Source organism: Peptoniphilus senegalensis JC140, assembly GCF_000321025.1.
GTDB lineage: Bacteria > Bacillota > Clostridia > Tissierellales > Peptoniphilaceae > Peptoniphilus_A > Peptoniphilus_A senegalensis.
This window is the reverse complement of record NZ_HE610718.1, coordinates 300,677-326,438: the sequence shown is the minus strand read 5'-3', so window position 1 is coordinate 326,438 and position 25,762 is coordinate 300,677. Positions and strand designations below refer to the sequence as shown.

The window sequence follows — 25,762 nt, the reverse complement described above, 5'->3', positions numbered from 1 at the left end:
AGGAGAATAATTATGAAGGACATATCAAGAAGAATTATTAGCCTTATATTGGCGTTATTAATGGTTTTGGAGGTGTTTAGCCCAGTCGCTGTTTCAGCGGCCTTGTTGCCAGAGGCAAGTCAAAATAGTGAGAACGATGGAGGCTATCAGAGCAAGACGTCTATATTAGTGGGACCTTCCGATGACAGCAATAGTCGGAAAGAAAACGAAACCAAAGTGCTTGAAGTTCCTGCAAAAAAACAAGTAGAGCAGGAAAAGCAAGCTAACCAAAAATCTACAGATAGACAAAACAACAAAATACAAGAAGAAAAAGCTTCTGGCAGTCTTTTTGAAGAAAAAGCTCTTGTAGAAGAAAAGAGAGACAAGGCTCTTATAGAAGAAGGTACAAAGAGAGAAAAAGAAGCAGAAGCCAGACTAGAGGAAGCCTTGAGAGAGTCTCAAGAAGCAGAGAGAAAGGCAAGAGCAAGCGAAATTGCCAATCAAGACTTTGCCCAAGAAACTATCCAAAGTGGCTACAAATCTTGGAGAGTAAAGAATAAAGTAAAAGCTCTTTATAGTGGCGGCAAAATTGATTGCCAAGGTCTTTTAATCGAAGTAGAAGATTTCAATGGCAAGAAAAAAACTCTTACTTATGACGATATACTTAAAGACAAAAATATAATAGTCAATAAAGAAATTAAAGAAGGACTGTTTGCGCCATCTGGCAAATTGACATTATCAACAACAGGTCTTAAGGATATTGAAATAAAAATAGAATTCGACAAATCAGTTAACAAATCAGATCTTAGTCTAGAAAAGGAAAATTCAAATAAATTAGAAAACGATATTAAGGAAGAAGAAAAAGAAGGAGTTCTTGATAAAATCAAAAACTTCTTTGCGGATGAAGAAACAAAGGGATTGGAAGAAGACGCAAGAGGAGAAGATGCAAAACTAGAATTAGATGATCTTGGAACTGGCGTAAAAAGAGAAGTTCAGCTTACAGAAGAAGAAATGGAAGCAGGACTTCAAATAGCAGAAATGCCGACGGCAGAATCAGAATTAGAACAAGAGTCCTCAATATTTAGAATGTTTAGGGCTGTTAGAGCTAATGGAAGTCCACTTGAAAACAAAAAATTCACAATAAGAACTAGATTTGATACATCAACTAGACAAGGGCCTATAAGAGTTGGACAATATTTCGACCTTCATCTTGATGAAAAATTAACTGTTAAAAACCCATCAAGTTTACTTCCTATAAAATTCAATGGGACAACTATAGCTACTCCAACTTATGATGAAGCTACAAATACTATTCGCTACAAGATAGTTACTGAAATAGATGAAAATATAAATCTACCTGTAAATATAGATGTAGATTACAATATAGAAAAAATTCCACCAGAAAAGAATTTTACCGTTGTAAATAGAGTTTCAGGTCTTGGAGTTGAAAAGCCAAAATCTCTTCTACCAGTAGTGGTTGATAAAAATGGAAACACTGTAAATACAATAATCGAACAAGGTAGAGATGATGTAATTAAAATTATTGACGATAAAAAAGATCAAAACTACCAAGTGCCTATAGATGTTTATGCAGATCCAGTTATTGAAGATAGTAAATTGACAGGTTTTAACTGGACTGTTAGAGTTCACTCAGACACAGATTTACAAGCACTGGGCTACCACCTAAATCTAACAACAGTTAAAGGCTCAGGACTTGGACAAATTGAAAAGGTAAAATTAAACAATCAAGATGTAACATTAGATAATAATGACATTATAGGACAACTTGGAATAGTTGACTCAAAGCATCATACTTTGACGGAATCAACCAGAGATCTTCTATATAATTTCTACACTAAGGTAGATAATGTACAAGGAAATTATCTAATTGATATTACAGTATATCTTACAGCTAAAGATAAAGCTGGAGCTGTCAGATATAACTTTGAAAAAGGATTTACACAAGAAGCTATAAATGAAGCTACACCGACTCGTGTTGGTGTAAACAATAGAACTACTATTCAAGGTAAATTTTTAGCAAATGATAAGGCACAGTGGACTATAACAGACGGGATTTCATCTCCAGATGAAAAGAATAATAATGGTATGCCCCTTGAAAACAGAGTAATAGGTGGAGAGCAAAGTATAGAGTCTAGAAGGATGGAAGTTTATGGGCTAGATAAAACAACTGGTAAGATGGTTGTAAAGGAAGCTCAAAAACTTTTAAACAATATGCCTACTAAAGAATCAGATCCAGCTGGCACTCAAGATGTAGGTAATATCGCTGTATATGAATTTGACACAAGCCTAAAGAATGCAACAGTAGCAAATGATTACAATGTGTCAGGAGTAAGAATATCCAAGTTTAGAAATTTATATATAGATGAAATTTGGAGTTTGCCTGATCCTCAGTTAAAGATGCCTGCTCAAACCTTTAAAGCAGTAGATGATATAGGAAACGAAATAGGAAGCGTAACTGTAGACGAAGGGGCAGAAGGTGTAAGAGAAAGATATGTAACTATACCTAATGCAAGATATTGGGATATAAATGAACAAAATGGAGAAGCAACTAAGAGAGGGCACAAGATTATCCAAGAGTTCAACCCGACACAAGTAGAGTTAAATGGCAAGACATATACTTATAATGAAAATGCAAACTACCACAACAATTATCTAAAGGTTCACTATATTCAAAACTCTGCCATAGATGTAACAGAAGGCAAACCTGTATCTTTCAAAGTAATAAAAGTAGATAGCAAAGACCCTAATAAAAAACTTGAAGGAGCTAGATATAGATTATTAGGAAATCAAAGTACAGATGTAACTACAAATGAAAAGGGAGAAGCTGCCTTTATAAATGTAACACCTGGCGAATATACTCTAAAAGAAACTAAAGCGCCGACAGGATACAAATTAGATGAAGAATTAAAATTTATATCTGTATCTCAAGATGGAAAGATTAGAGTAACAGGAAAGAACGCAGTCCTATCCCTTGGAGCAGGGAAAACAGAAACTGTAGAAAATGACCGTTCATCTAGCTGGCCAGATTATATGAACTCTATGCACTATGGCAAGGTAGATGAAAATGGAAATGTAGAATTTTATATCTATCTAAAGCCGATTGCACCAAGACAAGGTGGGCAAACCGATAGAAATACAAGACTTAATATTTCTATACCTGGAGCAAATGTAACAGATGTAGAAGCATATGATGTTGGAAAGTGGCAAAGAGAAACTGTTAAATCTGCAATGGAAGCTCAAAATGTAGAACAAAAGATATTTGAGCTTGGCGACAATGTAATAAATAGAGCAAATAAGAATAGGATAACTGGAGCTCCGAATACAACTGATCCATTTACCAATACAACTGGCTATCAAATCTACTTCCCTAAGGAAAGATTTGCAGATGATTGGGGATTCTTGGTAAGAGTTAAGACTAATATTGGAGCAGCAGATTCTACAAATGTTTACTACGAATGGTTGACTAATGAAGATACACAAAACCAAACAAAACTTGTAGCTAATGCAAGTGTTGAGAAGGCACAAGCAGGACAACAAGACGAACAAATACCAACAATAACAATTACAAATGATGAATTTGAAAAAAGTTCCATAGAAGTTATAAAATTTGGCGATACCTATACTCAAGATAAGAAGAGAGTAAGACTACCGGGAGCACAGTTTGTGCTAATCGACAGTGAAGGAAATGAAATAGCAAATAAATTCACTGATGAAGATGGTAAAGCTGACTTTGGCAAACACGCCCCTGGAAAATATTATATAAGAGAAGTAACTGCACCTGATGGCTACAAAAAATCAGATGTATATTTCGAAGTAACAGTAGATGAAGCTGGACAAGTAAAATACAAAGCAAAATTTGAAAGTAGCTCAGGTAAACCTCAAAATGGAGAGGATTACTATATAGAAAAAGGGGAAGCGATAGGACCTGAAATTAAAACTAAGATAGTAGATGTTAAACAAAGGCTTGAAATTCAAGAAAACGAACCTGGTGATATAGGTGTTAAAAAAGGAGTATGGGAAGCCTATAGATTTGAATCATTAAAATACCATGCAGATATAACTGTTCAAGCAGTAAACCCTGGTTCAAAATTTGAAATTCAATTTGATAGAAATCTGGATTTCACTCAATATTTTGGCGATTTCCCAAAAATTAAAAATGCCAAGGGTGTAGATATAGCAGAGCCATATTTCAACTATAATACAAATCTATTGACCTATGTATTTAATAAAAATACAGAACCAAATTCTACTACAGTTGCAAGTTTTAACTTAAGAGGGATAATTCCCAATAAATACTACGCTCGAAACTCTGGAAATTATGAGTTTACAGTTACTGTAGAACCGGGACAAACAGGCGTAACAGGTGAACAAACTATAACTAAAACTATAACGGCTGACTACGAAAACTATGACCAAGCTTGGGGAGAATCCCAATTCTACTACTTTAGAGATGTCTATAAAGGCGGAGATGGACAATGGTACCTAACAGTTATGTCTTATTTGAACCCTCTAGGACAGAATACTTATCCAAGCAAGACTCTACAATACAACTGGATGACTACAAGGTATCAAGGAGATACAAGTATAGCTGAATGGTCAGGTAATGGACAATGGCCGGTTTATAAATTGGAAGATATAAAGGTATATCGTACAGAACATAGATCTCACAAGGTGGGAGAGGTTACAAATAATGATAACCTACCACTATCAGCAGGAGTAAGACCAGAACAAGACCCTTACACTTACAATTTGCTACTACATGAGCAAATAAATCCCGATAGTTATTTGAGAAGATCTTATAATGGTTTTACATTGACTTATGACCCTAATCAAATAAGCAATTCCGGCAAGGTTTCCGCTCATTCTCCATTAACGATACAAACGGCACCACTTAGTGGAAAAGATGGGTATCTAATAGAACAAACCTTTAAGATCACAGATATAGATAAATTCAACAGCACTTGGAGACTTTTCTATATGTCAAGTGGTAAAAGATTAAGGTCGGCATTCGCAAGTAGAGCCAATGTAAACAAAGCTATAGCAGAGCAAACTGAAGGAGAAATCCCAAAGTATTATAAGGAAAGAATTGGATTAATAAACGAAAAATACACACCTGGTAATTTTAAAATCACAAAATTAAATGAAGCAAATAGAAATGAAAAATTACCTAATGCAACATTTGCACTAACAGATGAAAATGGCAGAACAATTTATAGAACATCAGATGCAAATGGAGAAATTAATTTTACAAACATTGCTCCAGGAAGATATACACTAAAAGAAACAAAAGCACCAGAAAACTTCACGCTTTCAAATAAAGAATGGCAAGTTACAGTTTTTGACGATGGAAATGTAAGGATAAGAGAGGCTGGAGTTACATCTTCAGGCGCTAGTGTATATGGAAAAGACTTAAATATATCTGTAACTAATAAACCTACTGGAAAAGAATTTGTAGTTTACAAAAAAGATGACAAAGGTCAGCCTCTACAAGGAGCAAAATTCAAACTTACTAAACAAGATGGAACCCTTGTAGAAGAAGTAGAATCTGATGGTAATGGTATTGTTAAATTTACAAATAATTTAACCGAAGGAGAAACTTACATCTTAGAAGAAACACTTCCTCCAACAGGTTATAAGCCATTAAATAAAAAGTGGGTTATAAAAGTAGAAGATGGCAAGACAAAAGTATACAATTACTCAGAAAGCACAGGTAAAGAAATAAAATCCATACTTGGAGAAGATGGCACAGAATGGGTTGATGTAAAAAATAGAATAACAGCAGGCTGGAATCACTACGATAATAGATGGACAGGCTGGGCTGGAAACAATGAAGAAGCACGTTATTTAGGAACTAGAATTGTAGCTGTAAATAAAACTAAAAAATATGCAATTCAAAGATTCGTAATAAATCCAGAAAGTGCAAATATTGCCGAAACTACCATAGCATCCATCCACAGAGAAAAGCCAAGAGATCCAAATATGACTTGGTATAACGGAAATGCTGAATATAAAATCTTTACGCTTGATAAGCCGGTTACAGGTTTAATCTCAGACATAAGACTTGCAGATTATAATATTACAGACATTACCGCTCAAGTAAAAAGTGAGACAGAAAAGTCTAATTATGAGCCTGACAGATTAAAACTAACTCTTCCACCTATGACTACACCAATAGTAATAGATGTAAAAGTTCCATATGACAGTGAAGAAGGGGGAGTAGGTCTAGGACTAGATTGGCTTAGAGGAGGAAATCAAATTTATTGGAAGTCAGACTTCTATGAAAAAGTATCTTATATAAAGACAACAGGTCCTACTAAGACACAACAAGGTAGCATAATCGGTTCATATATTACGGAAGACTCACTTGATGTAACCAACGAAGCCAAGAGATTTGGTTTTAAACTTAAAAAAGTAAAACAAGGAACAGAAAAAAGTCCAATAGAAGGCGCAACCTTTACATTGACAGGACCAAACCCACTAAAAGACGAAAGATTAATGACAACTAAAGAAGATGGTACGATTTCTTTTGAAAACTTGGAAAAAGGAACCTACACCTTAGTTGAAAAACAAGCAGCACCAGGTTATGAAAAAGCAAACACAACATGGACAGTTAGAATAACCGACACAGGCAAAGTCTTTATAAAAGATAACAAATTAAATCCTGCGGGAACTGCTCTAAATGCAGAATTAAGTATAGCTGATGACACAAACACTGGAGCAAATAGAAGTGCAAAGGAAACAGTAGAAAAACAAACAAGAATGTTAAAGTCAGCACTTTATGGTTCATCTTTGAAGGGTAAGGAAAATTCTATAGTTTTTAAATCAGAGGCGGAAAAGAAAGAAGATTCCGTAAGAGAAAAATTAAATACAATCTACGGAACAGAAGAATTTGATAAACTATATCCTAATGGAATATCTATTAAAGAAATGGCTATGGCAGCTTATACAGCCCCAACAACTTTTGATGATGGACTAGAAATTTCTGATGAAACAGTACCAGCTGCACAAAGAGGAACTGATGATTTAGAGCAAGTTAGCCCTTATAACATTGATTCTTCTAATGCAAATATAAGTGTAAGTGCTGGAGAAGTTAATACAACAGACGGTTCAAGAGACATCAAAGTAAAGATTACTCCAAAAACTCAACAAGTTGGTCAAAACAAATCACACTGGGTACTACTTGTAGATAGGTCTAAAGATTTTTCAGGTAAGAATAATCTTGACAACAACATCAATAAGTTCCTAACAGATTTAAGAACAAAGGCAGACACACCGGGTGCTGAAGTCTATATATCTATGATAGAATATTCAGCTACAAACAATATGAATAAGCTGCTTGTGTCAAAGAGAAATATCAAAGACTTTGACAATTCTGCGACACAATATTCATATACAATGGGTACTTTAGAAGAATTGCCAAATTCACAATATAATCTAAATGAGCAAAATGTAACAGTTAGAGACTATCTATCAGCTGTTGGTATCGATAGGAGAAACACTAATATTAGCGATGGAGCTGTCAACTTAGAAAACACTGTTAGGGCTAATCTAGATAACTTAACAAACGAAGCATACGACAATAAATATGCAATCAACTTTGCAGCCTTCAATATTAATAATGCTGTCAGAAATGCTACTGGCGGTGATGGATATAAAAAATTCAGACAATTTGAATCAATGTGGGCATTTTACACTAAAGGCTATAAAAGAGTTTATATTCATACTGATCAAGAATCTACAGAGTTGACAGGTACAAAATCAGATTTTGCCAATTATATTAATGGAAATGCAGATTACAAGAAATTATATCTAACTGCTAAAGGAAAATTAAAGTATAATAACAAGTGGATAAAACCAAGAGAAGTCGGACCTTATGTACAAAAAGATATATTAGATCCAATCTTAAATGATACAAATAATTTTGCTTCACAAGGAAAAGAAGAATCACTTCTTAAAAATGGAATTTTGAATATAGCAACAAATGACAAGGTTAAGCTAAATTCATATTCAATAAGTAAAAATGGAAAAGTAACAGAAAATCAAACTAACCCAACAACAAACTCTATTAGTAAAAATATCAGCTTAGGTGTTGGAGAAAGTTTAGAGCTTGACTATAAAATTTCATTAGATCAAAATGCTGAGAACAACACTGAGTACACAATTCATAATTTAATGACTTATAAGCCAGATGAAAATGCACAAGCAGTAAATCTTGATACTATGCCATTAAAGACAAAGAAAGTAGGAGCAGCTCAAAAACAATATGATGTAGTGATAGCAACTCTATTTAATGGTAAGATTACAGCAAATAAATCCAAGGCTAATGCAGGAGAAACAATTACTTTAACAATTAAGCCAGACACCGGTTATAAACTTGATACTTTAAAATATACGGATGAAGATGGCATAGAACATGATATAGTAGGTAATTCATTTACAATGCCTGCATCAAATATTCTTATAGGCGCAATATTTAAGAAAGAAAACCAACCTCAACCAACGAAGCATAAGATTTATACAAACCCTAATGGAAATGGTAGGATTGAAGTAGATAAAACTGAGGCAACAGAAGGGGAAAAAGTAACCTTTACCCTAATTCCAGACGCTGGAAATACTATAACAAGTCTTTCTGTAAGAACTGGTAGTGGAGAAGTTACTATAATTGATGGAAATTATTTTATAATGCCAGATGCAGATGTATCAATTAATGCTACATTTAAACCAAGTCAACAAAGTGGTTACTCAATAACAATAGACCCTAATATTAAAAATGGACAAGTAACAGCAAATCAAACTATTGCACGAAAAGATACGTTGATTACATTAAATGTAGTTCCTGATCATGGATATGAATTGAGCGCAATAAAGGTAACTGATGCAGCTGGAAATAATATAGATGTTGATATGCAAAATAAGACATTTAAAATGCCAGCATCAAATGTAACTGTTACAGCTACATTTAGAAATCCTAATGATGATACTCCAGGTCAAGGAGAAATTGAAATCACAGAGGGCAAACTTGCTCAAATAACAAATAAGCAAACAGGTCTTGATTTTAAACTTTTCAAGAGAGATTTACCTGGCAGAAAACTACCTGGAGCCGTATTTGAATTAGTTAAAACAGATAAAACTTATACAACTGTAGACGAAGGTTTTGGAACACTTAAAGGCGTGTCTGATGAAGATGGTAAAGTTGTATTTAAAAATGCAGATGGAAAAGTTGTAAACTTAGGAATAGGTTATTATAAGATAACTGAAACGAATGCTCCATTGGGTTATAAAGAAGAAAAAACACCATGGTTAGTTGAAGTTTATGAAGAAAAAGGTCAATTAAAAGCTAGATACAAAGGACCAGATGAAACGCCTACAACCTATGTAAATTCAGATAAATCAAAGGATACAACTAGCACAAATCTTGCAACAAAAGATGGAATAAAATATAAGTCTAGAATAACTTATATAAATAAAGAAGCTAAATCATTTATCCAAAGAATTTATATAGACACAACAGCTATTAGGGACACACTAAATGTTCAGATAATACCACAGATAAAGAGAGAAGAAAAAGATACTCCAAATAAATCTCCAGAAACACTAAAAGAAGGAGTTAAGACAGCTTACAGGTCAACTTATAAGCTTGCTAAAGGCACAGCAGATGAACATGAACTTGATGAAATATTGAGATACCATGATTTGTCTAAACCTGATGTATCCACAGTGAACACTGCAAGATGGAGACCATTTAATTGGGGCTTCGACGAAGACCAATTGAATTTACCTCCTGGAGTTTACTTTATAGACATAGAAGGTTTCTATGATAACAAAATAACTAAAGATGATATTGGAAAGATAGAATTAAACTTTGAATTCTATAGAGGCGAAAGAAAATTCCAACAAGCAAAAGGATGGAATAATGCAGGAGAAATTATCTGGGAAGATGTCAAAAATGGAACTTACCAACAAGGTAATTTAAACTTAGGTTACACTGCCTTTAATCAAAGTTCGACAGGACAGCTAGGAAGAACTGGTGGACGAATTTATCCGTCACTAGACCAAGGTAAATACACTACGATTAAGACAAGTGTAGATATCAAACCTCTTTACTCAGCCGGTAAGATTACAGAAATCGACCAAGGCGGATTGACAGTAATAAATGATGAAGAAACATACAATGTTACTTTCTCAAAGCATGGGCGAGATGATCCTAATGAACCGATAGGCGGAGAAGCAGTTACTAAGAGAAGACTTGAAGGAGCAATCTTCAAACTTCAAAAAAGAGTTGGTAATGATTATGAAGATGTAAAAGGCTCATATATAGGTTCTGCTTTCAATGGTTACTTCGGATTTAGAGGTCTAAAGCCTGGTCGTTATAGACTAATGGAAGTAAAACCACCTGAAGGATATAAACCGATAAAAGAACCAGTCCTATTCTTCACAATAGAAACAGTTAGTTTAATATCAGGTCAAATAGTCCATCCTATTACTGGAGAGCGTATCAGTATAGATAAAGTTGATTTCCTATTCCCTCAAGAAGGAGACCCTGGATACCAATCACCTGGATATAAGTTTGGGGAGTTAAAAACTCGTGATGTGAATGGTAAAGAAATTTTATTAAAAGATGCTAGGAACGCAAATTTGGATACAACAAAAATAATTAATCCAAAGGGCGGAGAAGTTCTTTTAAATAAAATGAAAATTCAATTCCCTAAGACTAAAGTAACAAAGCCAGGGGAACCAGAACCAGAAGAAAAGACTATCTTTAATATAACTGAAATTCAAATTACTCCTACATCTAATGGATATATTTCACTAGAGTATGACAAGGGAAATGGAATTTACCAATATGTACCAGAAAAATCAAGCTCTGAAAAAGATGGGAAATTAATCGACTATGTAACATCTGCCACAGCTAAAAACATGGGTAAAATCATAAATGAAAAACCAGGTAAAGGTAGTTTAACATTAAACAAAGTTGATGAAACTGGAACTAACATCACAAGAACAGGACTTGAACCGGGAGCAAGATTCAAATTAACAAACACATCAAGTGGCTCTATTACATTTGGAACAGTTGGAGAAGATGGAACTCTAAAATTCGAAGGACTTAATCTTGGAACTTATAAGCTTCAAGAAGAAACACCTCCAAATGGTCATATAAACACAGGTCAAGTTTGGCATTTCACAGTAGGTGGTAAGGATTTAGACCCTTATCAAGGAGAAATCAAACCTACAGGAAGTGATTTATCAGATAAGATAACCCTAGAATCATCAGAAATGCACATTGAAAGACCAGATCCTGACGATAAGACAGGAAAAACAGAAAAGGACAGTGTTGTAAGACCACATTCAGGACATAGCTTAGTATTTAAAAATAAATTTAAGCTAGGTAAAGATATAAAGATAAATCCAGGGGATTATTTTGTACTAAAACTATCAGATAGTCTAAGTGTAAATGGAATATTTCCAACTGGATTAGATAATCTTGATATTTTTGCAGATGGCGTAGGTACAATAGCAAAAGCAAATTATGACAAAGAAAAGGGAACTATAACCTATACCTTCACAGAATATGCAAATGCCTATAACTTAGTTAATTTTTCAAATGAAATTTCAACCTTTATAGACTTATATAAAGTTAGAAATTCAACTAGAAATGTGGATGTAGGATTTGGAATTAATAATGATACAACTAAACATACAACAGTCGATGTAGTATATGATTTAGGTAAAGCAGAAGCTGGGACGGCTGGTCAGAATATGTTAAATCTAGCGTCGAAGATAGTTTACTACAATCCAGAAACTGGAGAATTTGTTCACTATTTCTATGTTAATAGGAAACGACAACCAGCAAGTAAATTTAATTTCGTGTACTCTTCAGATCAAAACTTAGAAAATGTAAAAGTTGATTACTTTTTATTAAAAGATAATTCACAAGTTAATTTACCTGATGATATGCCAGAATCTTTTGGAGTAAATGAAGAGAGTGTGAATTATAATAAACCTGTAACAATTAGAGCATATTCACAATTAAGAAATTGGGAACAAATAAGCACACGTCATTATGAGGGAATAGCTACTTCCGACTCTTATATATACAAAGTTACAGGAAGAGTTTCAGATCAAAATAAATCTAAGTATATAGGACAAGGAAGACTTCAAGCGACACAGGATTATTATGTTAATAGATATGATTCAGTATATGGATTTGAAAATCAAGCAGTCGCAAAAGCAGAACTTACAATCCAAGCAGTGAACCCATCTAATAAAATTACTTTTAAGAAAGTAGATCCAAAGGGAAATCCACTTGAAGGTGCATCATTTACCCTTAATCTTAAAGATGAGAATGGAAACTTCAACGATTATCAAGGTGGAGTTCAAAGGTCAGGAAAAGATGGTTCCTTTGAATTTGGAAAACTAAAGTCTGGCGAATACCAATTAATAGAAGTAACTGCACCAGAAGGATACCATAAACAAACAGGCTCACTTCTTAATTTTAGAGTAAGTGAATCAGGTAAAATATTCAAAAAAGTAACCATAACAAAAGAAGACGGCAAAGAAGAAATAGTAGAAGTTGAAGTAACAGGAAATATACCAATAGTTATAGAAAACACAAAAGAGCAAGAAATTGAGTTTAAGAAAATAGACGCAACTACAAAAGAAGCTCTTGCAGGAGCGGAATTTGAAGTCTGGTACAAGAAAAATGCAGGCGATGAATACTCAAAAGAACTTGTAAAAATGTACCAAGATAATAATGGCAACAAATTAGTCTTAAATAAAGATGAAAAAGCTCCAAGTGGTTATACAGAAGTTACAAAATTCACATCTGGAGCAGATGGAATTGTAAAATTCAAGTTCTATGACCAAGGCTACTATGCAATAAAAGAAATTAAAGCACCTAAGGGATATATTAAACAAAGAGATTTCCTAAAAGAATTTAGAGTATTAAATGGCAAGGCTCAAACATTAGAAAAATCGTCAAAACAAGGCTCAGTACAAACAGACAATAATATAATCTCAAGTCAAACAATAGAGATCAATGAAAAAGACAAAACTTTCAAACAAAGAATTATCTTAAATCCAAATCAAAATGAATGGCGTTTTGATGGAGGAGATACTCAGCTTAGATTATATGAAAATCAATGGACTGTAAATACAGAGGGCAAAAAGATTAGATATGCTGTTCTTGACGAAAATAAGTCTATAAGTGACTTGAAAGAAGGAGACTTTAAAGACTTTAATCCAAGAAACAGTTCCGCTAACCCACTTATGTACGCAGTTGCAAGAATGTATGGAGAAAGTAATTATACAAAACCATCATCAACTAATAGTGAAATCTATACAAATAAATCTCTTGTTGTAGAATTCACAGGAAATATAGGAAACAGTGCAACAAGTCCTATAAGTATAAAAATGGACGTGAATTCAGACCAATGGAAATACAGTGAATTAACTTATTCACTTGACTATGATAAGATTGGCAAAGAAGATAAGATTTATGTAGATTATCAAAGTACAGATCCAATCCAAGTAGAAAACCACAAAGCGGAATATCCTTGGACTGGTGGTATGGGTACTTTAGTATTTACTGTCACTGGTTTGGTTCTCATGACTGCTGCAGTTTATGTGTACAGCAGAAAGAGGAGGGCTTCTTATGATGAATAGTTATAAGGTCAAAAGAGCTCCTCAAATGCTGATTAGTCACAAGGACAAAAGTAATCCTAAAACTCTGAGTAGTTATAGAGACAAAAAAAATTCTCTTATGACAAATGCTTATAAAGACAAGATAAGTTCTCTTATAACAAAAGCTTACAGGGACAAGGTAAATTTTCTTATCTTAAATGATTTTAAAATCTATGAGGGCAAGGCTCTTATGATAAATTGCCAAAAGGCAAGTGAGAGAAGGTGTTGCTCTTATGATTAATTCCATTAAAGACAAGAAGAGGCACCCTCCTTAGTTGGAGCAAAATTTAATGAATGAGAGAGTGGTTGATGGCAAAGCCAATAGACCAGCCGCTCTCGGCTTCATAATTTCACAAAATATTAGTATGATTTATGTAATTTATAGGTAATTCTAATTTATATTTGATAAAATATTTTTAGAGATACTTAGAAAAATTAAAAAGCCATTTATGGCGAGAGTCGAAAGACTAAAGTTCATGGTAATAATTTGCATAGGCAAATAATTATAAAAAATTTATAAAAGAAGGAGTTATATTATGAACAAGAAAAAAATTCTATCACTAATTATGGCATTAGTGATGCTAGTTGGAGTATTCTCTCCACTAACAGCGTTCGCTGATCAAACAGTTCCAACAACTAATCTTAACATTCACAAGATTGAGTTAAAAGATTTTGACGGAGTAACAGCTAAAGACCACAAAGGTCAAGAATTATCACTTGATGACCTTAAGGGCGCAAACTATTTCCAAGGTAAAGACCCAAAATGGTTAAATGGAGTTAAATTTACTTATTACAAAGTAACTACTGAACAATTAGCTAAGATTGAAGAAACTAATCCTCAAACAAAGGAACAAGTACAAGCTATAATTGATCAAAATGCTCAATTATTTAATGGAGTTCAAGGAGTAGAAACAGAAGCTACAAGTGGTAATGGTTTAGTTACAATTCCAAACTTAGCTGAAGGAACTTATTACTTTGTAGAATCTGAAACACCAGCAAACCATACTGGTGCCTTAGCAGTACCTTTTAAAATCACATTGCCAATTTATAATGAAAAAGATGGAAGCGTAATGAAAGATGTACACATTTATCCAAAGAACAAATTGACAAATAAAACTACAACTAAGGATATAGACACAGAAGCAAATAAAGCAAATAAGCAAACAGAAACTCACAATGTAACAGTTAAAGATGATAATGGAAATAGAATTCTTACATTAGATAAGGGTGCAAAAGTTCCTTATGTTGTAACTACTCCAATTCCAGCTGGTTCAAAAGAAATTATACTAGCTTGGACAGATAGAATGAGCCCAGGTTTAACTTATAACAATGATTTAGTTGTAAGTGCAACTTATGGCGACCCAGGAACTGATTTAGCTTTAGAAGCAGGAGATTATAATATTACAAATTCAGATAATGGTTTTGTATTAAAATTCACTGATGCAGGTATCAAGAAAGTATTAGAAAAAACTCTTAATAAAGGCGACGGCGTAAAACTTATTGATGGAACAATATACAACAAACAAGCTGATGAAGCTGCTCAAAAAGTTGTAATAACACTAAAATATTCAGCAACTCTTAACGGACTTACTGGTCCAGTAGACCCAGAAACAAATACAGTTTCTTTCTTCTATGGAAATAAACCAGGATACACTCCACAACCAGGAGATAAAAACCCAATTCCAGAAACAAATAAAACTGAAATCCCTGTAAACAAATCCTTCGTTGCTGGAGATGGCGCTACAGCAAAAGATTGGCCAACAGATATGAAAGTTACTGTTAAGTTACAAAAATGGAACCCAGCAACAAATAAATGGGAAGATGAAGCAGGCAAAACTTTAACTTTAACTGCTGATCAAACTTCTGGTAAATTTGAAGGTCTTGATAAAACAGCAAAATATAGAGTAGTGGAAGATGAAATCAGTGGTTGGGTAGCTAATTATTCTCACAATGATAATGGCGATGTTGTAATCAAGAATAAGGAAAATCCTAACCCTAATCCAATTACACCTCCAGAAGTAACTGTAACATCTGGCGGTATCAGATTTGTAAAAACTGATGACAATAATGCAAATCCACTTCGTCTAATGGGTGGTAAGTTTATAATTTCTAACCAAGAAGGTAAATATTTATACTACAAAACAGTTGCACAAGCAGAACAAGATCTAGCTGTTCTTAAAAAAGCAGAAGGAGAATTAAAAGCTCTTGTAGATGAATATAATGCCATGACAGCAGAACAACAAAATGGAACTGACGGAACAGCTAAGAAAACAGCAATTGATGAAAAAGCAACTGAAATCGCAGGACTAAAGAAAGCAGCGTCTATTCAATATACTTGGGGAGATGGATTTGGAACAAAAGATAATTTAAAAGAAAATCTAGTAGTTTTAACTCCAAATAGCCAAGGTTATATGGAAATAACAGGACTTGATTTTGGAGTTTATGACTTAGTCGAAATTGAAGCACCAAAAGGATATGCTATTCCAGCTGATGGTCAAAGATTTACGTTTACTGTTGATAAGGATTCTTATAGCAACTTAAATCTAGGTGCAGAAGGTATGATTGATTCATCAGCAACTGATACAACTAAAGCTCAAAGATTAGTCAACAAGAAAGTAACTATTCCACAAACTGGTGGTATTGGTACTGTTCTATTCACTGTTGTCGGTGTTGCTTTAATGGGTGGCGCTGTAATGGCAATGAAGAAAAATAGAGAAGAAGCTTAATTATTAGTAATTTAAATTTAATTTGACAATTTGTTAAGTTTAAGGAGATTATTATTAGTTAAATCTAATTATTAAATTGGAAGAGGCTTTGTCCTCTTCCCTACATATTATGATAGTGAGGTAGAGATGAAGAAGAAAATATACAGTTTAATAATTTTATTTGCGATGGTAACTATGGTCTTCCTACCTCTTACTGTCTTAGGGGCATCATCTGTTACCATCGACATAAAGACAAGGGAAAGTTTAAGTAAAGGCGATTTGGAAGGCAGAACTCTTGGTATATGGAAGATAAATGATAAGTTTATTGACACTTCTATGGACAAGACTAGACTTGTTGCCATCCTAGATAGGTTGAGTGAGGCTGACTTAGATAGGCAGCTTGAAAATAAGGCTGATAAATGGATTGTCAGTCCTAAAGAGTCTGATGATTACAAGGTTACCCTTAGTCTTGAGCCTGGCACTTATTATATAAGGGAGCTTGGAAACAGCAAGGAAAGGTTTATTGAGTCTGCTGTTTTTAGTCCTGGAGAGACTAATATTATTAAGTTAAAATGGGGACTAAAGATTACTCCAACACCTCCGCCACCACCTCCAGGGGATACACCACCTCCTCCAGAAGAAACGCCACCACCTCCAGAAACTGTTGTCCTTATCAAGACTGATGGCGAGGGCAATTATCTTTCTGGTGCCAAGTTTACTCTTCACTACGCCAATGGGAATCCTGTTTTGACAAAAAATGGAGCCTTTGACGATAAGGGTTCGGCTGAAGTTTTTGTCACTGATGAAAATGGCAGGATTACTATTAAGAATGTGAAGGCTGGTGCCTACTTCTTCAAGGAAGTTGAAGCTCCGGCTGGCTATGATATAGTGAAAAGTGAAAGTGATTTTGTTATCTTTGAAGGTAAGGGTGCTAATGTAAGTGTCATCAACAAGAAGAAGTTAGGCTCTTATAATTTCTTTAAGACTGATGAGTCTAAGAAGCTTGGTCTTAGTGGTGCTGAGTTTGTTATAACTCGCAACAAGAATGGTATGGACGAAAGGGTTAAGCGTGATGGAAAGGACCTTGTTCTATCTTCTGGCACTGATGGAAAGTTTTCTGTTTATGATCTTCCTTATGGCACTTATTATATTTGGGAGACTAAGGCTCCCGATGGCTACACTCTCTTGCAGGGTTCTTTAAAGTTTGAAATTGACGATAATTCTTTTGAGAAAGTCCTAATTATTGGAAATAGGAAAGAACCTCCAATTCCTCTTCCAAAGACTGGGGACATCACACTCATTGTGCTTGTTATTGCTGGTGCTGTGATGGTGGGATTAGGTAAGTATTTAATCAAGGACAAGAAATAAGTTGAGGCTCCTTGGAGCCTCTTTTTTTATGGAGTAATATGAGCAAGAAAAAGAAAAAATCTAACAAGTTATTTATTTTTATTTTTATTTTGGGTCTTGGTATTTTGTCTTATCCCATGATTTCAAACTGGTATTATAGGATTGAGTCCAACAATCAGGTTGCTGACTACAAGGAAGCGAGAGATCTTTTGAGTGATGAAGAAATCCAGAGGAGGATGAGGCTTGCTAAGATTTATAATGACAATTTAGGAAATGTTACGCCAAAGGATCCTTACAGTGAAGAGGAAAAGCATAAGGCAATAGAAAATTATGCTCAGATGTTAGAGTTAAGGACTAAGATTGGCGTCATTGTGATTCCGTCTATTGATGTGGATCTTCCTATTTATGCTGGGACTAATGAGGAGATTTTGCAAAAGGGTGCTGGGCACTTGGAGGGGACAAGTCTTCCTATTGGTGGGGAGTCATCGCACACTGTTATCACTGCTCACTCTGGTCTTCCTTCTGCTAGACTTTTTACAGATCTTCAAAAGGTAAAGATGGGCGAGAAGTTTTATATTGAAAATATTGGTGGTACTTTGGCTTATGAAGTTGACCACATTGATATCATTGAGCCTTCTGATTTTCAACAACTTCTCGTTGTGCCGGAAAAGGATTATGCAACTCTTCTCACTTGCACTCCTATTATGATTAACACTCACAGGCTCATTGTCCGTGGTCATAGAGTTCCTTATGTGCCAGAGGTTGACGATAAGATTATGGAAGACAAGGGAGGAAATCTTGGTATTGATAAAAGGCTTATCATTCTCTTAATTTTTGCTATAATTATCTTAGTTAGATATTTGTTGTCAAAGCGAAAGAAAAAGTTAGCAAGAAAGAGAGAACTTGAGAGGGCAAAAAATATTGAGTTGGCTAAGATGGGCATGAGCAAGGTCAATGAAAATGATCTTCATGATGTCAATGATAATAGCAAGACTAATGATGGAAATAATGATATGAGTAAGGATGATGGAAATGGTGGCAAAGTTTAAAAAAAATTGGAAGATTATATTAATTTTTGTCCTTGGACTTCTCATTGCCATGTATCCTATTATTTCCAATTATTATTACACTGTGGAAAATAACAATGAGATAAAGGACTTCAATGAAGCTGTTTCTGAAATGCCAAGTAAGGAAGTTTTGGAGAGAATTGAACTTGCCAAGGCTTATAATGATACACTTGATCCTTCAAGGCTTGCTGATCCTTATACTGAAAGGGAAAAAAAGGGTGTGGAAAACTACGCTCGTATGCTTGAAGTAAGAGAAAAAATTGGTTTTATTGATGTTCCTAAGATAAATCAACAAATTCCAGTTTATGCTGGTACTTCTGAAGATGTTTTGCAACACGCTTGTGGCCACTTGGAGGGAACTTCTCTTCCTGTTGGTGGCAAGGACACTCACTCTGTTATAACTGCACACAGGGGTCTTCCTCAAGTAAAACTTTTTAGAGACTTGGACAAGATGGAAGTTGGAGATATTTTCTTCTTTACAAATGTTAAGGAAACTCTAGCTTATAAGGTGGACCAAATTCTCGTTGTTGAACCTTGGGACTTCGAGCCAGTCCTTGTTGTGGAAGGCAAGGATCTTATGACCCTACTTACTTGTACACCCTATATGATTAATTCTCACAGACTTCTTGTGCGTGGGCACAGAGTTCCTTATGTACCTGAAGTTAAGGAAGAGATAGAAAGAGCTAAGTTCAATTATAAGTCTCTAATTGTGCCAGGGCTTGTTCTTGCTGTTGTTATGCTCATTATATTCTTATATATTAGACATAGGAGGAGAAGACGCTATGAAGGTTAAGACTAGGGTTTTAATAGGATATTTATTTATCTTGTTTGGAATTTTTATGCCCCTTATGGCTTTTTCTTCCATGTCTTACAGGGAAATTATTGCAGACAAGAGGTATGCGGCTTTTAGGGAGAAGGATGAAAGTGTAACTGATGACCTTAAAAAGTATAATGAAGATGTGACAAAGGGCGATACCAATATTATTGACCCCTTTGACAATGAGGATTACGATGGCTATTATGATATCAAGGGCATCGACAAAAATGAAGTCTTTGCCTATCTCATCATCCCAAAGCTTGACATGAAAAAACCAATTTATCTTGATGCGACTTACAAGCATTTGGATCTTGGTCTGGCACAAGTTGAGGGAACAAGTCTTCCTCTTGGTGGCAAGTCCATGAGATCTGTTATTGCTGGCCACAGAGGCTGGTGGGGAGACCTCATGTTTTACAATGTAGAGAAGCTTGAAGCTGGCGATGATATTTTTATTGACGGTCGCTCTGGACTTTTGAAGTACAAGGTCACTGGGCAGGAGATAATAGACCCAAGCGATTGGGAAAAAGTTCTGCCAATAGAGAATAAAGACATAGTCACACTTTTAACTTGTCATCCAAAGAGACCTCCGAGACCAAAGAGACTACTCATTAACGCAGAGAGGGTTGTTGAGAAAAAAGATGCTCCAGCACCAGTAGTTCAAGAAAGACAAGTTTCTTATTTGAAGTACGCAATCTTTGGTGTGACACTTGTAGGTTGGTTAGCATTTATGGTGGTCTTCTTTAAAATGATAGGCTATGTTAGAGGAAGTATGAGAAGAAGATAGTTTGAGTTATAATTTTGGATAATTTAAGTGAATTGTTTTCTATAATTTAAGTTATAGTTTGAGTAATAGAAAATAAAAATTTTTTAGTTGAGAGTCTGGTGTCAGGCTCTCTTTTTGTTTTGTGCTTGAAATAATTGTCATAAAAATTTGGAAAAGACAAGTTTACTTTATGACAAAATTATTATATACTTTAGAAAAGGAGAGAGGAGGATTTTCATGGCAGATGTAAGAAAAATTGGGAGAAATATAAAAATTTTGAGAGAAAACTCTGGTTTAAATCAAAAGCAAGTTGCGGAGTTTTTAGACTTGGATCAAAGTATGATCTCAAAGATTGAAAAAGGAGAAAGAAATATTTCGGCAAGTTTAATTGAAAAGTTGGCAAATTTGTTTTGCTGTCCTGTTTCTTCCATTGTCTATGGAGATGAGGACTTATCTTGTAGAGTAGCTTTTAGGTCTAATGCAATTACAAAAGAAGATTTGAATGGCTTGTCAATAATAAATAAAATTGCTTTAAATCAATTTGAAATGGATAAAATTGCAAGGAGAAATGAATATGCTAGATAAGATGGCTTTAAGCAACAAGGCAAGGGATCTAAGAGAAAGATTGGGAGAAGATGCCGATTCTCCTCTTGATATTTTTGCCATAGTTCAAAATATAGAAGATTTGACTCTTGTTTTTTATCCATTAAGTAAAAACATCTCGGGAGCTTGTTATAAAGGAGAGGACTCCAAGTTGATTTTAATAAACTCTAATATGTCAGTGGGTAGACAAAAATTTTCCTTGGCTCATGAATTGTTCCACATTTATTATGATGATGAAATGGCTACTAGGGTTAGTCTCAGTGAAATAGGAAGTGGAGATAGAAAAGAAAGAGAAGCAGATCAGTTTGCATCTTACTTTTTAATACCACAGTATGCTCTTAAAAAAATTATAAGCAATAAAATGAATAAAAAGCTTAGCCTAGATGAGGTGATTAAACTTGAGCAATACTATGGCGTAAGTCATCAGGCAATGCTTTACAGGCTTTTAGATGAAAATTTTATATCAAAGGATGAAAGGGACAGTATGCAATCAGGCATAATTAGTAAGGCGGCAAGGCTTGGCTATGATACAAGTCTTTATTATCCATCTAGCGAAGAGAAAAAAATTCATTGCTATGGATATTATATTAATAGAGCAGAGAATTTGCTGGAAGAAGATTTAATTTCTATAGGAAAATATGAAGAGCTGCTCTTAGATGCTTTTAGAGATGATATTGTCTATGGAGAAGATGGCGATGAATATGTCCTTGACTAATATTATTTTTTTCGATACTGATTGTATAAGTGCATTTTTGTGGGTTAAAAATGAAAGTATTTTGGAAAAACTTTACTATGGTAGAATAATTATTCCTAGAATGGTCTATGATGAGATGAGTAAGCCCAGAGTTTCTTGGATGAAAGATAGAATTGATTTACTTATAAAGTCTGGTGTAGCTAGGATTTGTGATATGGATTTAGAGTCTTATGAGTACGATTTATATTTGAAACTCACGGCTTTAGGAGATAATAGGAAAGTTATAGGAAAGGGCGAGGCTAGTTGCATTAGTCTTGCTAAAAAGTATAATGCCATAATCGCCAGCAATAATTTAAAAGATGTTAGCTATTATATAGAAAAGTTTTCTCTTAGACATATTACAACAGGAGATATTCTTCTTGAGGCTTATAATGAGGAAATTATAACAGAGGATGAAGGCAATGCTATATGGGCAAAAATGATTGCTAAAAGAAGAAAACTAGGGGCGAATACTTTTAGTGATTATATGAAGGAGAAAGATCCTTTTTATAGTAAGGAAAATACTCTTTATCTTGAAAAGAAGTATAAGGATTATAAGAATGGAAAACTAAAACTTATTGATGAAGATATTATTGATGAGTGATGAAACTTATTTATTTTTAAGAATTTGTGATAAATAAAAAGTCCTTGCTCGAATATCTCATTCCAAAAATTGTAGCTTTCTAAATCTCGAACTTCTAAAATCGCAAACTCGCTTCGCTGGAACAGTGCGATTTTAGGCGAAGCTCTTCGATTTGAAAGCAAAGCAATTTTTTACATAGGATATTCTTAGCAAGGGCTTTTTTATAAACTGAACAATAGAAAAGGATGCGAGGCTTTTGTGCCTGCATCCTTTTTTTGTGTGTTTGTTTTCTAAATTTTTTCAAAAGCCATGAGAACTTAAAATTTTAAATATTTTCAAAAGTTCCAAGGACTTCTACTTTTTTATCCCTTATCATGACCTTACCCATGGCAAGGACTGTGTTGATGTCGAGAGTTTTTTCGTCTAGCAAATTTATATCTGCATCGTAGCCAACTTTTATAGACCCTTTAGTCTTTAAGGACAATATTTTTGCTGGGTTTGTAGTGAGACCTCTTAGGGCGATTTCAAGTGGGATGTCTTCTTTAAAGACACATTCCTTTATGGCTTCAAGTAGGCAAGATGATTTGCCAATGCCTAGTCCAAGGTACTCATTTTTTTCGTTAAACATTGGGAAGCTTCCCTGTCCGTCTGATGTGAAAGTAAAGTTATCTAGACATATTTTTTCGTCAATTATGCGCCTTAGGGCTTTGGAAATTCTCACTTCGCCATATTCTTTTTCCCAAAGGTCAGGGTCATCGGCACCAGTGAAGTCACAATAACCGCCACGCTTTAAATATTTAATGCTTTCTTCGAAAAGTTCTGGATTTCTGCCGCAGTGAGTTGGCAAAAATTGTGAAATAGGAATTTCTGTCTCGTCTACTGCACGATTTAGATAATCTAAATTAGACTTTCCATCGCCCATGTGGATGTTAATTATGCCAGCCTTGCCAGAGAGCATACCAGCAACTCTTACATTTGCAGCAAGGCGAAGGAATTCTTCAAAGGTTGGCTGAGATGATCTGTGGTCAGATAGGGCGATTTCCCCTGCGCCAATTATTTTATCAATGGACATTATATCCTTCATGACATCGCCTGTTAAGGTAGGAGTTGGTATTTGATAGGCTCCTGTGTAGATGTAAGATGTGATTCCTTCTTCCTCAAGACCTCTTGCCTTGGCAAGTAGGGCAGATATATCTCTTGCGACTCCATCTGTTCCCAGCGTTCCAACAACTGTTGTTACACCAGCTTTTGTTAATGTGGATAGTGTTATTTCTGGAGTTCTAGTTTTAAAGCCGCCTTCGCCGCCACCGCCAAGTATGTGAACATGTGAGTCTATAAAGCCAGGTGTCAAAATTTTTCCTCTCCCGTCGATTTCTTCTACATCCAAACAAGACACATCTATTTTAATTTCATCTTCAATGGCTGCAATTTTATCGCCGAGAATTAATAGGTCTTTTGTTCCTAAAAATTCTGGGCTATAAACTTTTGCATTTCTAATAACTTTAATCATCTTATTCAAATTTATCACTTCCTATTGGAAATTAATAAGAACTGCAATAATTAATATTATTGAGCCAAGTAGGAAGAAGAATGCTTGCATCTTGATTTGGAATTTTGCCCACTTAGACCAATCTATACCAGCAACGCCAAGAACACCAATTAAACTTGCAGAAACAGGTGTAAAGGCATCCATAAAGCCTGCGCCCATTTGGTAAGCAAGGACTGCAATTTGTCTTGAAAGACCAACTAAGTCAGCAAGTGGTGCCATGATTGGCATAGTCAAGGCTGCTTGTCCTGAGTTTGATGTTACAACTAGGTTAAATAGTGATTGGAATAGATACATACCAATTGCTGCGATTGCCTTTGGCACGCCAGCGAAGGCATTGCCCATGGAGTAAAGGATAGTGTTTAGAGCAGAGAAAGAATTTGCATCACTGCCACCAAGGACAATTAAAATACCCTTAGCCATACCAACAACAACTGCAGTGCCAGCAAGATCTGCTGCACCATGTTGGAAACAAGAAGCCATATCGTTAATTGTCATATTATTTAATTTAAAGATTACAGCAGTAAGACCTGAAGCTAGACCCATAACAAAGAATTGAGATGCTATTTCTGGAATGTAGTAACCTTTTTCCATAACGCCCCAAACAATCCAAATTAAAACTGCCAACATTTCAAGTAAAATAATTTTATGTCCAAGTTTAAATTCTTGTGCAGAGTTGTCTTCTGCTAATTTTTCTCTAAACTTATTGTCTGTATCATAGACAACTGAAAGAGTTGGAGTCTTTCTAATTCTTTCTGCATAAACCATAGTGTAAGCTGCACCAAGACCTGTAACTACAACCCAACATACAAGTCTAAAGCCTGCACCAGATAAAACTGGAATGCCAGCTATACCTTGAGCTATGGCAACAGAGAAGGGACTCATCCAAGAAACGGCATTGCCAAGTTGTGATGCAACGAAAGTTACAGTGACGGCGACTATGGAGTCATAGCCAAGGGCAATGACAAAGGGAACCATTACCATGGAAAAAGGTATAACTTCTTCACTCATGCCAAAGGTAGCTCCACCTAAGGAGAATAGGTAAAATAAAATTGGAATTGCAAATTTTTCGAGGCCCTTTGTCTTGTTGATTACAGCATAAATACCAGCATCAATGGCTCCAGTAGACATGATGATACCAAAGGCTCCACCTACAACTAAAAGTAGGGCAACAATACCAACAGCAGAACCGTATTTATCGCCAGACACTAGACCTTCAAATAAGTAGTTTAGAAAACCAAAGCCATTGAAGTCATCAGTACCCCAAATTTTTGCTGTCTTATTTAGATTGACAGATTTATCGTAAAAATTATCCCCATAAAGTCCGTATAAAGTATCGTCTGTCAAGCCAACTTTGTCGAGAGCTCCTTGGTCCCAAGAATCAGCTGGAGTTTTTAGAAGTTCAGCAAGGGCCTCTTCATCAATTTCATTTTCTTCTATAGCATCTTTATCTTGGTATAATTTGTCAAGATTTTGAGCTAGAAAGTCCTTGTTAAGAGGGTGCATATATCTAAAAGTTTCGGTCTGCAAAACAGTTCTTGTGTCAGTTTCTCCAGAAGCGTTTACGTATTCAACATCGTGAGTTGAGAATTTACCAGCTGGAATTAAAAATGTTAAGCACCAACAAATAAGAACTACAACAAAAATAATTGCATAAGTATGCGGTGTTTTAAATTTTGTTAAATCTTTTTTTCTCATAATTTTCTCCTTTCGAGTTTTATATTTTATCCATATTGTTAAATAGGCTAGTAAATTTTATAGATTTAAGATGATTACAATAAGAAGAAAATAAACTCAAAGCCATCTTAAAGGCATCTAAAAAATTTAAAATTTTATAAGTTTGGGGTCTTGGACTAACTTTTAAATTTATTATAAGTTAGATGCTATATGGATATTTTTAAAGACATATATTATCAGA

The 25,762-nt window shown here is 34.8% G+C and carries 12 protein-coding genes; 10 read left to right on the top strand and 2 right to left on the bottom strand.

The window, feature by feature from the left end:
- Positions 1–12 precede the first annotated feature (12 nt).
- The 10 genes from PTSHG_RS09265 (at position 13) to PTSHG_RS09965 (ending at position 22,319) form a co-directional block, all read left to right on the top strand.
- Positions 13–13,662, top strand: a complete 13,650-nt coding sequence (locus PTSHG_RS09265) for a SpaA isopeptide-forming pilin-related protein (protein ID WP_019107953.1) — start codon at positions 13–15, stop codon at positions 13,660–13,662.
- On the top strand, positions 13,652–13,921 hold the full coding sequence (locus PTSHG_RS05830; RefSeq protein ID WP_019107952.1) for a hypothetical protein: 270 nt from the start codon (positions 13,652–13,654) through the stop codon (positions 13,919–13,921). Before PTSHG_RS09265 ends, PTSHG_RS05830 begins: the two co-directional genes overlap by 11 nt.
- A gap of 295 nt (positions 13,922–14,216) precedes the next feature.
- Positions 14,217–16,406 (top strand): SpaH/EbpB family LPXTG-anchored major pilin, encoded by a 2,190-nt coding sequence (locus PTSHG_RS05825; RefSeq protein ID WP_019107951.1) that lies wholly within the window; start codon positions 14,217–14,219, stop codon positions 16,404–16,406.
- A 126-nt stretch (positions 16,407–16,532) separates the two neighbouring features.
- The gene (locus PTSHG_RS05820) at positions 16,533–17,753 is read left to right on the top strand and encodes an LPXTG cell wall anchor domain-containing protein (RefSeq protein ID WP_019107950.1); all 1,221 of its coding nucleotides are present in this window, start codon (positions 16,533–16,535) and stop codon (positions 17,751–17,753) included.
- Positions 17,754–17,791: 38 nt separating this feature from the next.
- The gene (locus tag PTSHG_RS05815) at positions 17,792–18,781 is read left to right on the top strand and encodes a class C sortase (protein WP_019107949.1); all 990 of its coding nucleotides are present in this window, start codon (positions 17,792–17,794) and stop codon (positions 18,779–18,781) included.
- Positions 18,765–19,592: a class C sortase gene (locus tag PTSHG_RS05810; protein ID WP_019107948.1), complete on the top strand. Its 828-nt coding sequence runs from the start codon at positions 18,765–18,767 to the stop codon at positions 19,590–19,592. Before PTSHG_RS05815 ends, PTSHG_RS05810 begins: the two co-directional genes overlap by 17 nt.
- Positions 19,582–20,400, top strand: coding sequence for a class C sortase (locus tag PTSHG_RS05805; RefSeq protein WP_019107947.1), 819 nt, complete (start codon positions 19,582–19,584; stop codon positions 20,398–20,400). Before PTSHG_RS05810 ends, PTSHG_RS05805 begins: the two co-directional genes overlap by 11 nt.
- 216 nt (positions 20,401–20,616) lie before the next feature.
- The gene (locus PTSHG_RS05800) at positions 20,617–20,964 is read left to right on the top strand and encodes a type II toxin-antitoxin system RelB family anti-toxin (protein WP_019107946.1); all 348 of its coding nucleotides are present in this window, start codon (positions 20,617–20,619) and stop codon (positions 20,962–20,964) included.
- Positions 20,954–21,697, top strand: coding sequence for an ImmA/IrrE family metallo-endopeptidase (locus PTSHG_RS05795; protein WP_019107945.1), 744 nt, complete (start codon positions 20,954–20,956; stop codon positions 21,695–21,697). The genes PTSHG_RS05800 and PTSHG_RS05795 overlap by 11 nt, the downstream gene beginning before the upstream one ends.
- Complete coding sequence (locus tag PTSHG_RS09965; RefSeq protein WP_019107944.1) at positions 21,678–22,319, top strand: PIN domain-containing protein; 642 nt, start codon at positions 21,678–21,680, stop codon at positions 22,317–22,319. The genes PTSHG_RS05795 and PTSHG_RS09965 overlap by 20 nt, the downstream gene beginning before the upstream one ends.
- Before the next feature lie 304 nt (positions 22,320–22,623).
- Here PTSHG_RS09965 and iadA read toward each other — a convergent pair whose 3' ends face one another.
- Together iadA and yfcC are read right to left on the bottom strand one after the other, a co-directional pair.
- Positions 22,624–23,808: a beta-aspartyl-peptidase gene (gene iadA / locus PTSHG_RS05785; RefSeq protein WP_042231101.1), complete on the bottom strand. Its 1,185-nt coding sequence runs from the start codon at positions 23,806–23,808 to the stop codon at positions 22,624–22,626.
- Positions 23,809–23,829: 21 nt separating this feature from the next.
- Positions 23,830–25,542 (bottom strand): putative basic amino acid antiporter YfcC, encoded by a 1,713-nt coding sequence (gene yfcC / locus PTSHG_RS05780; protein WP_019107942.1) that lies wholly within the window; start codon positions 25,540–25,542, stop codon positions 23,830–23,832.
- Between the last annotated feature and the right edge of the window lie 220 nt (positions 25,543–25,762).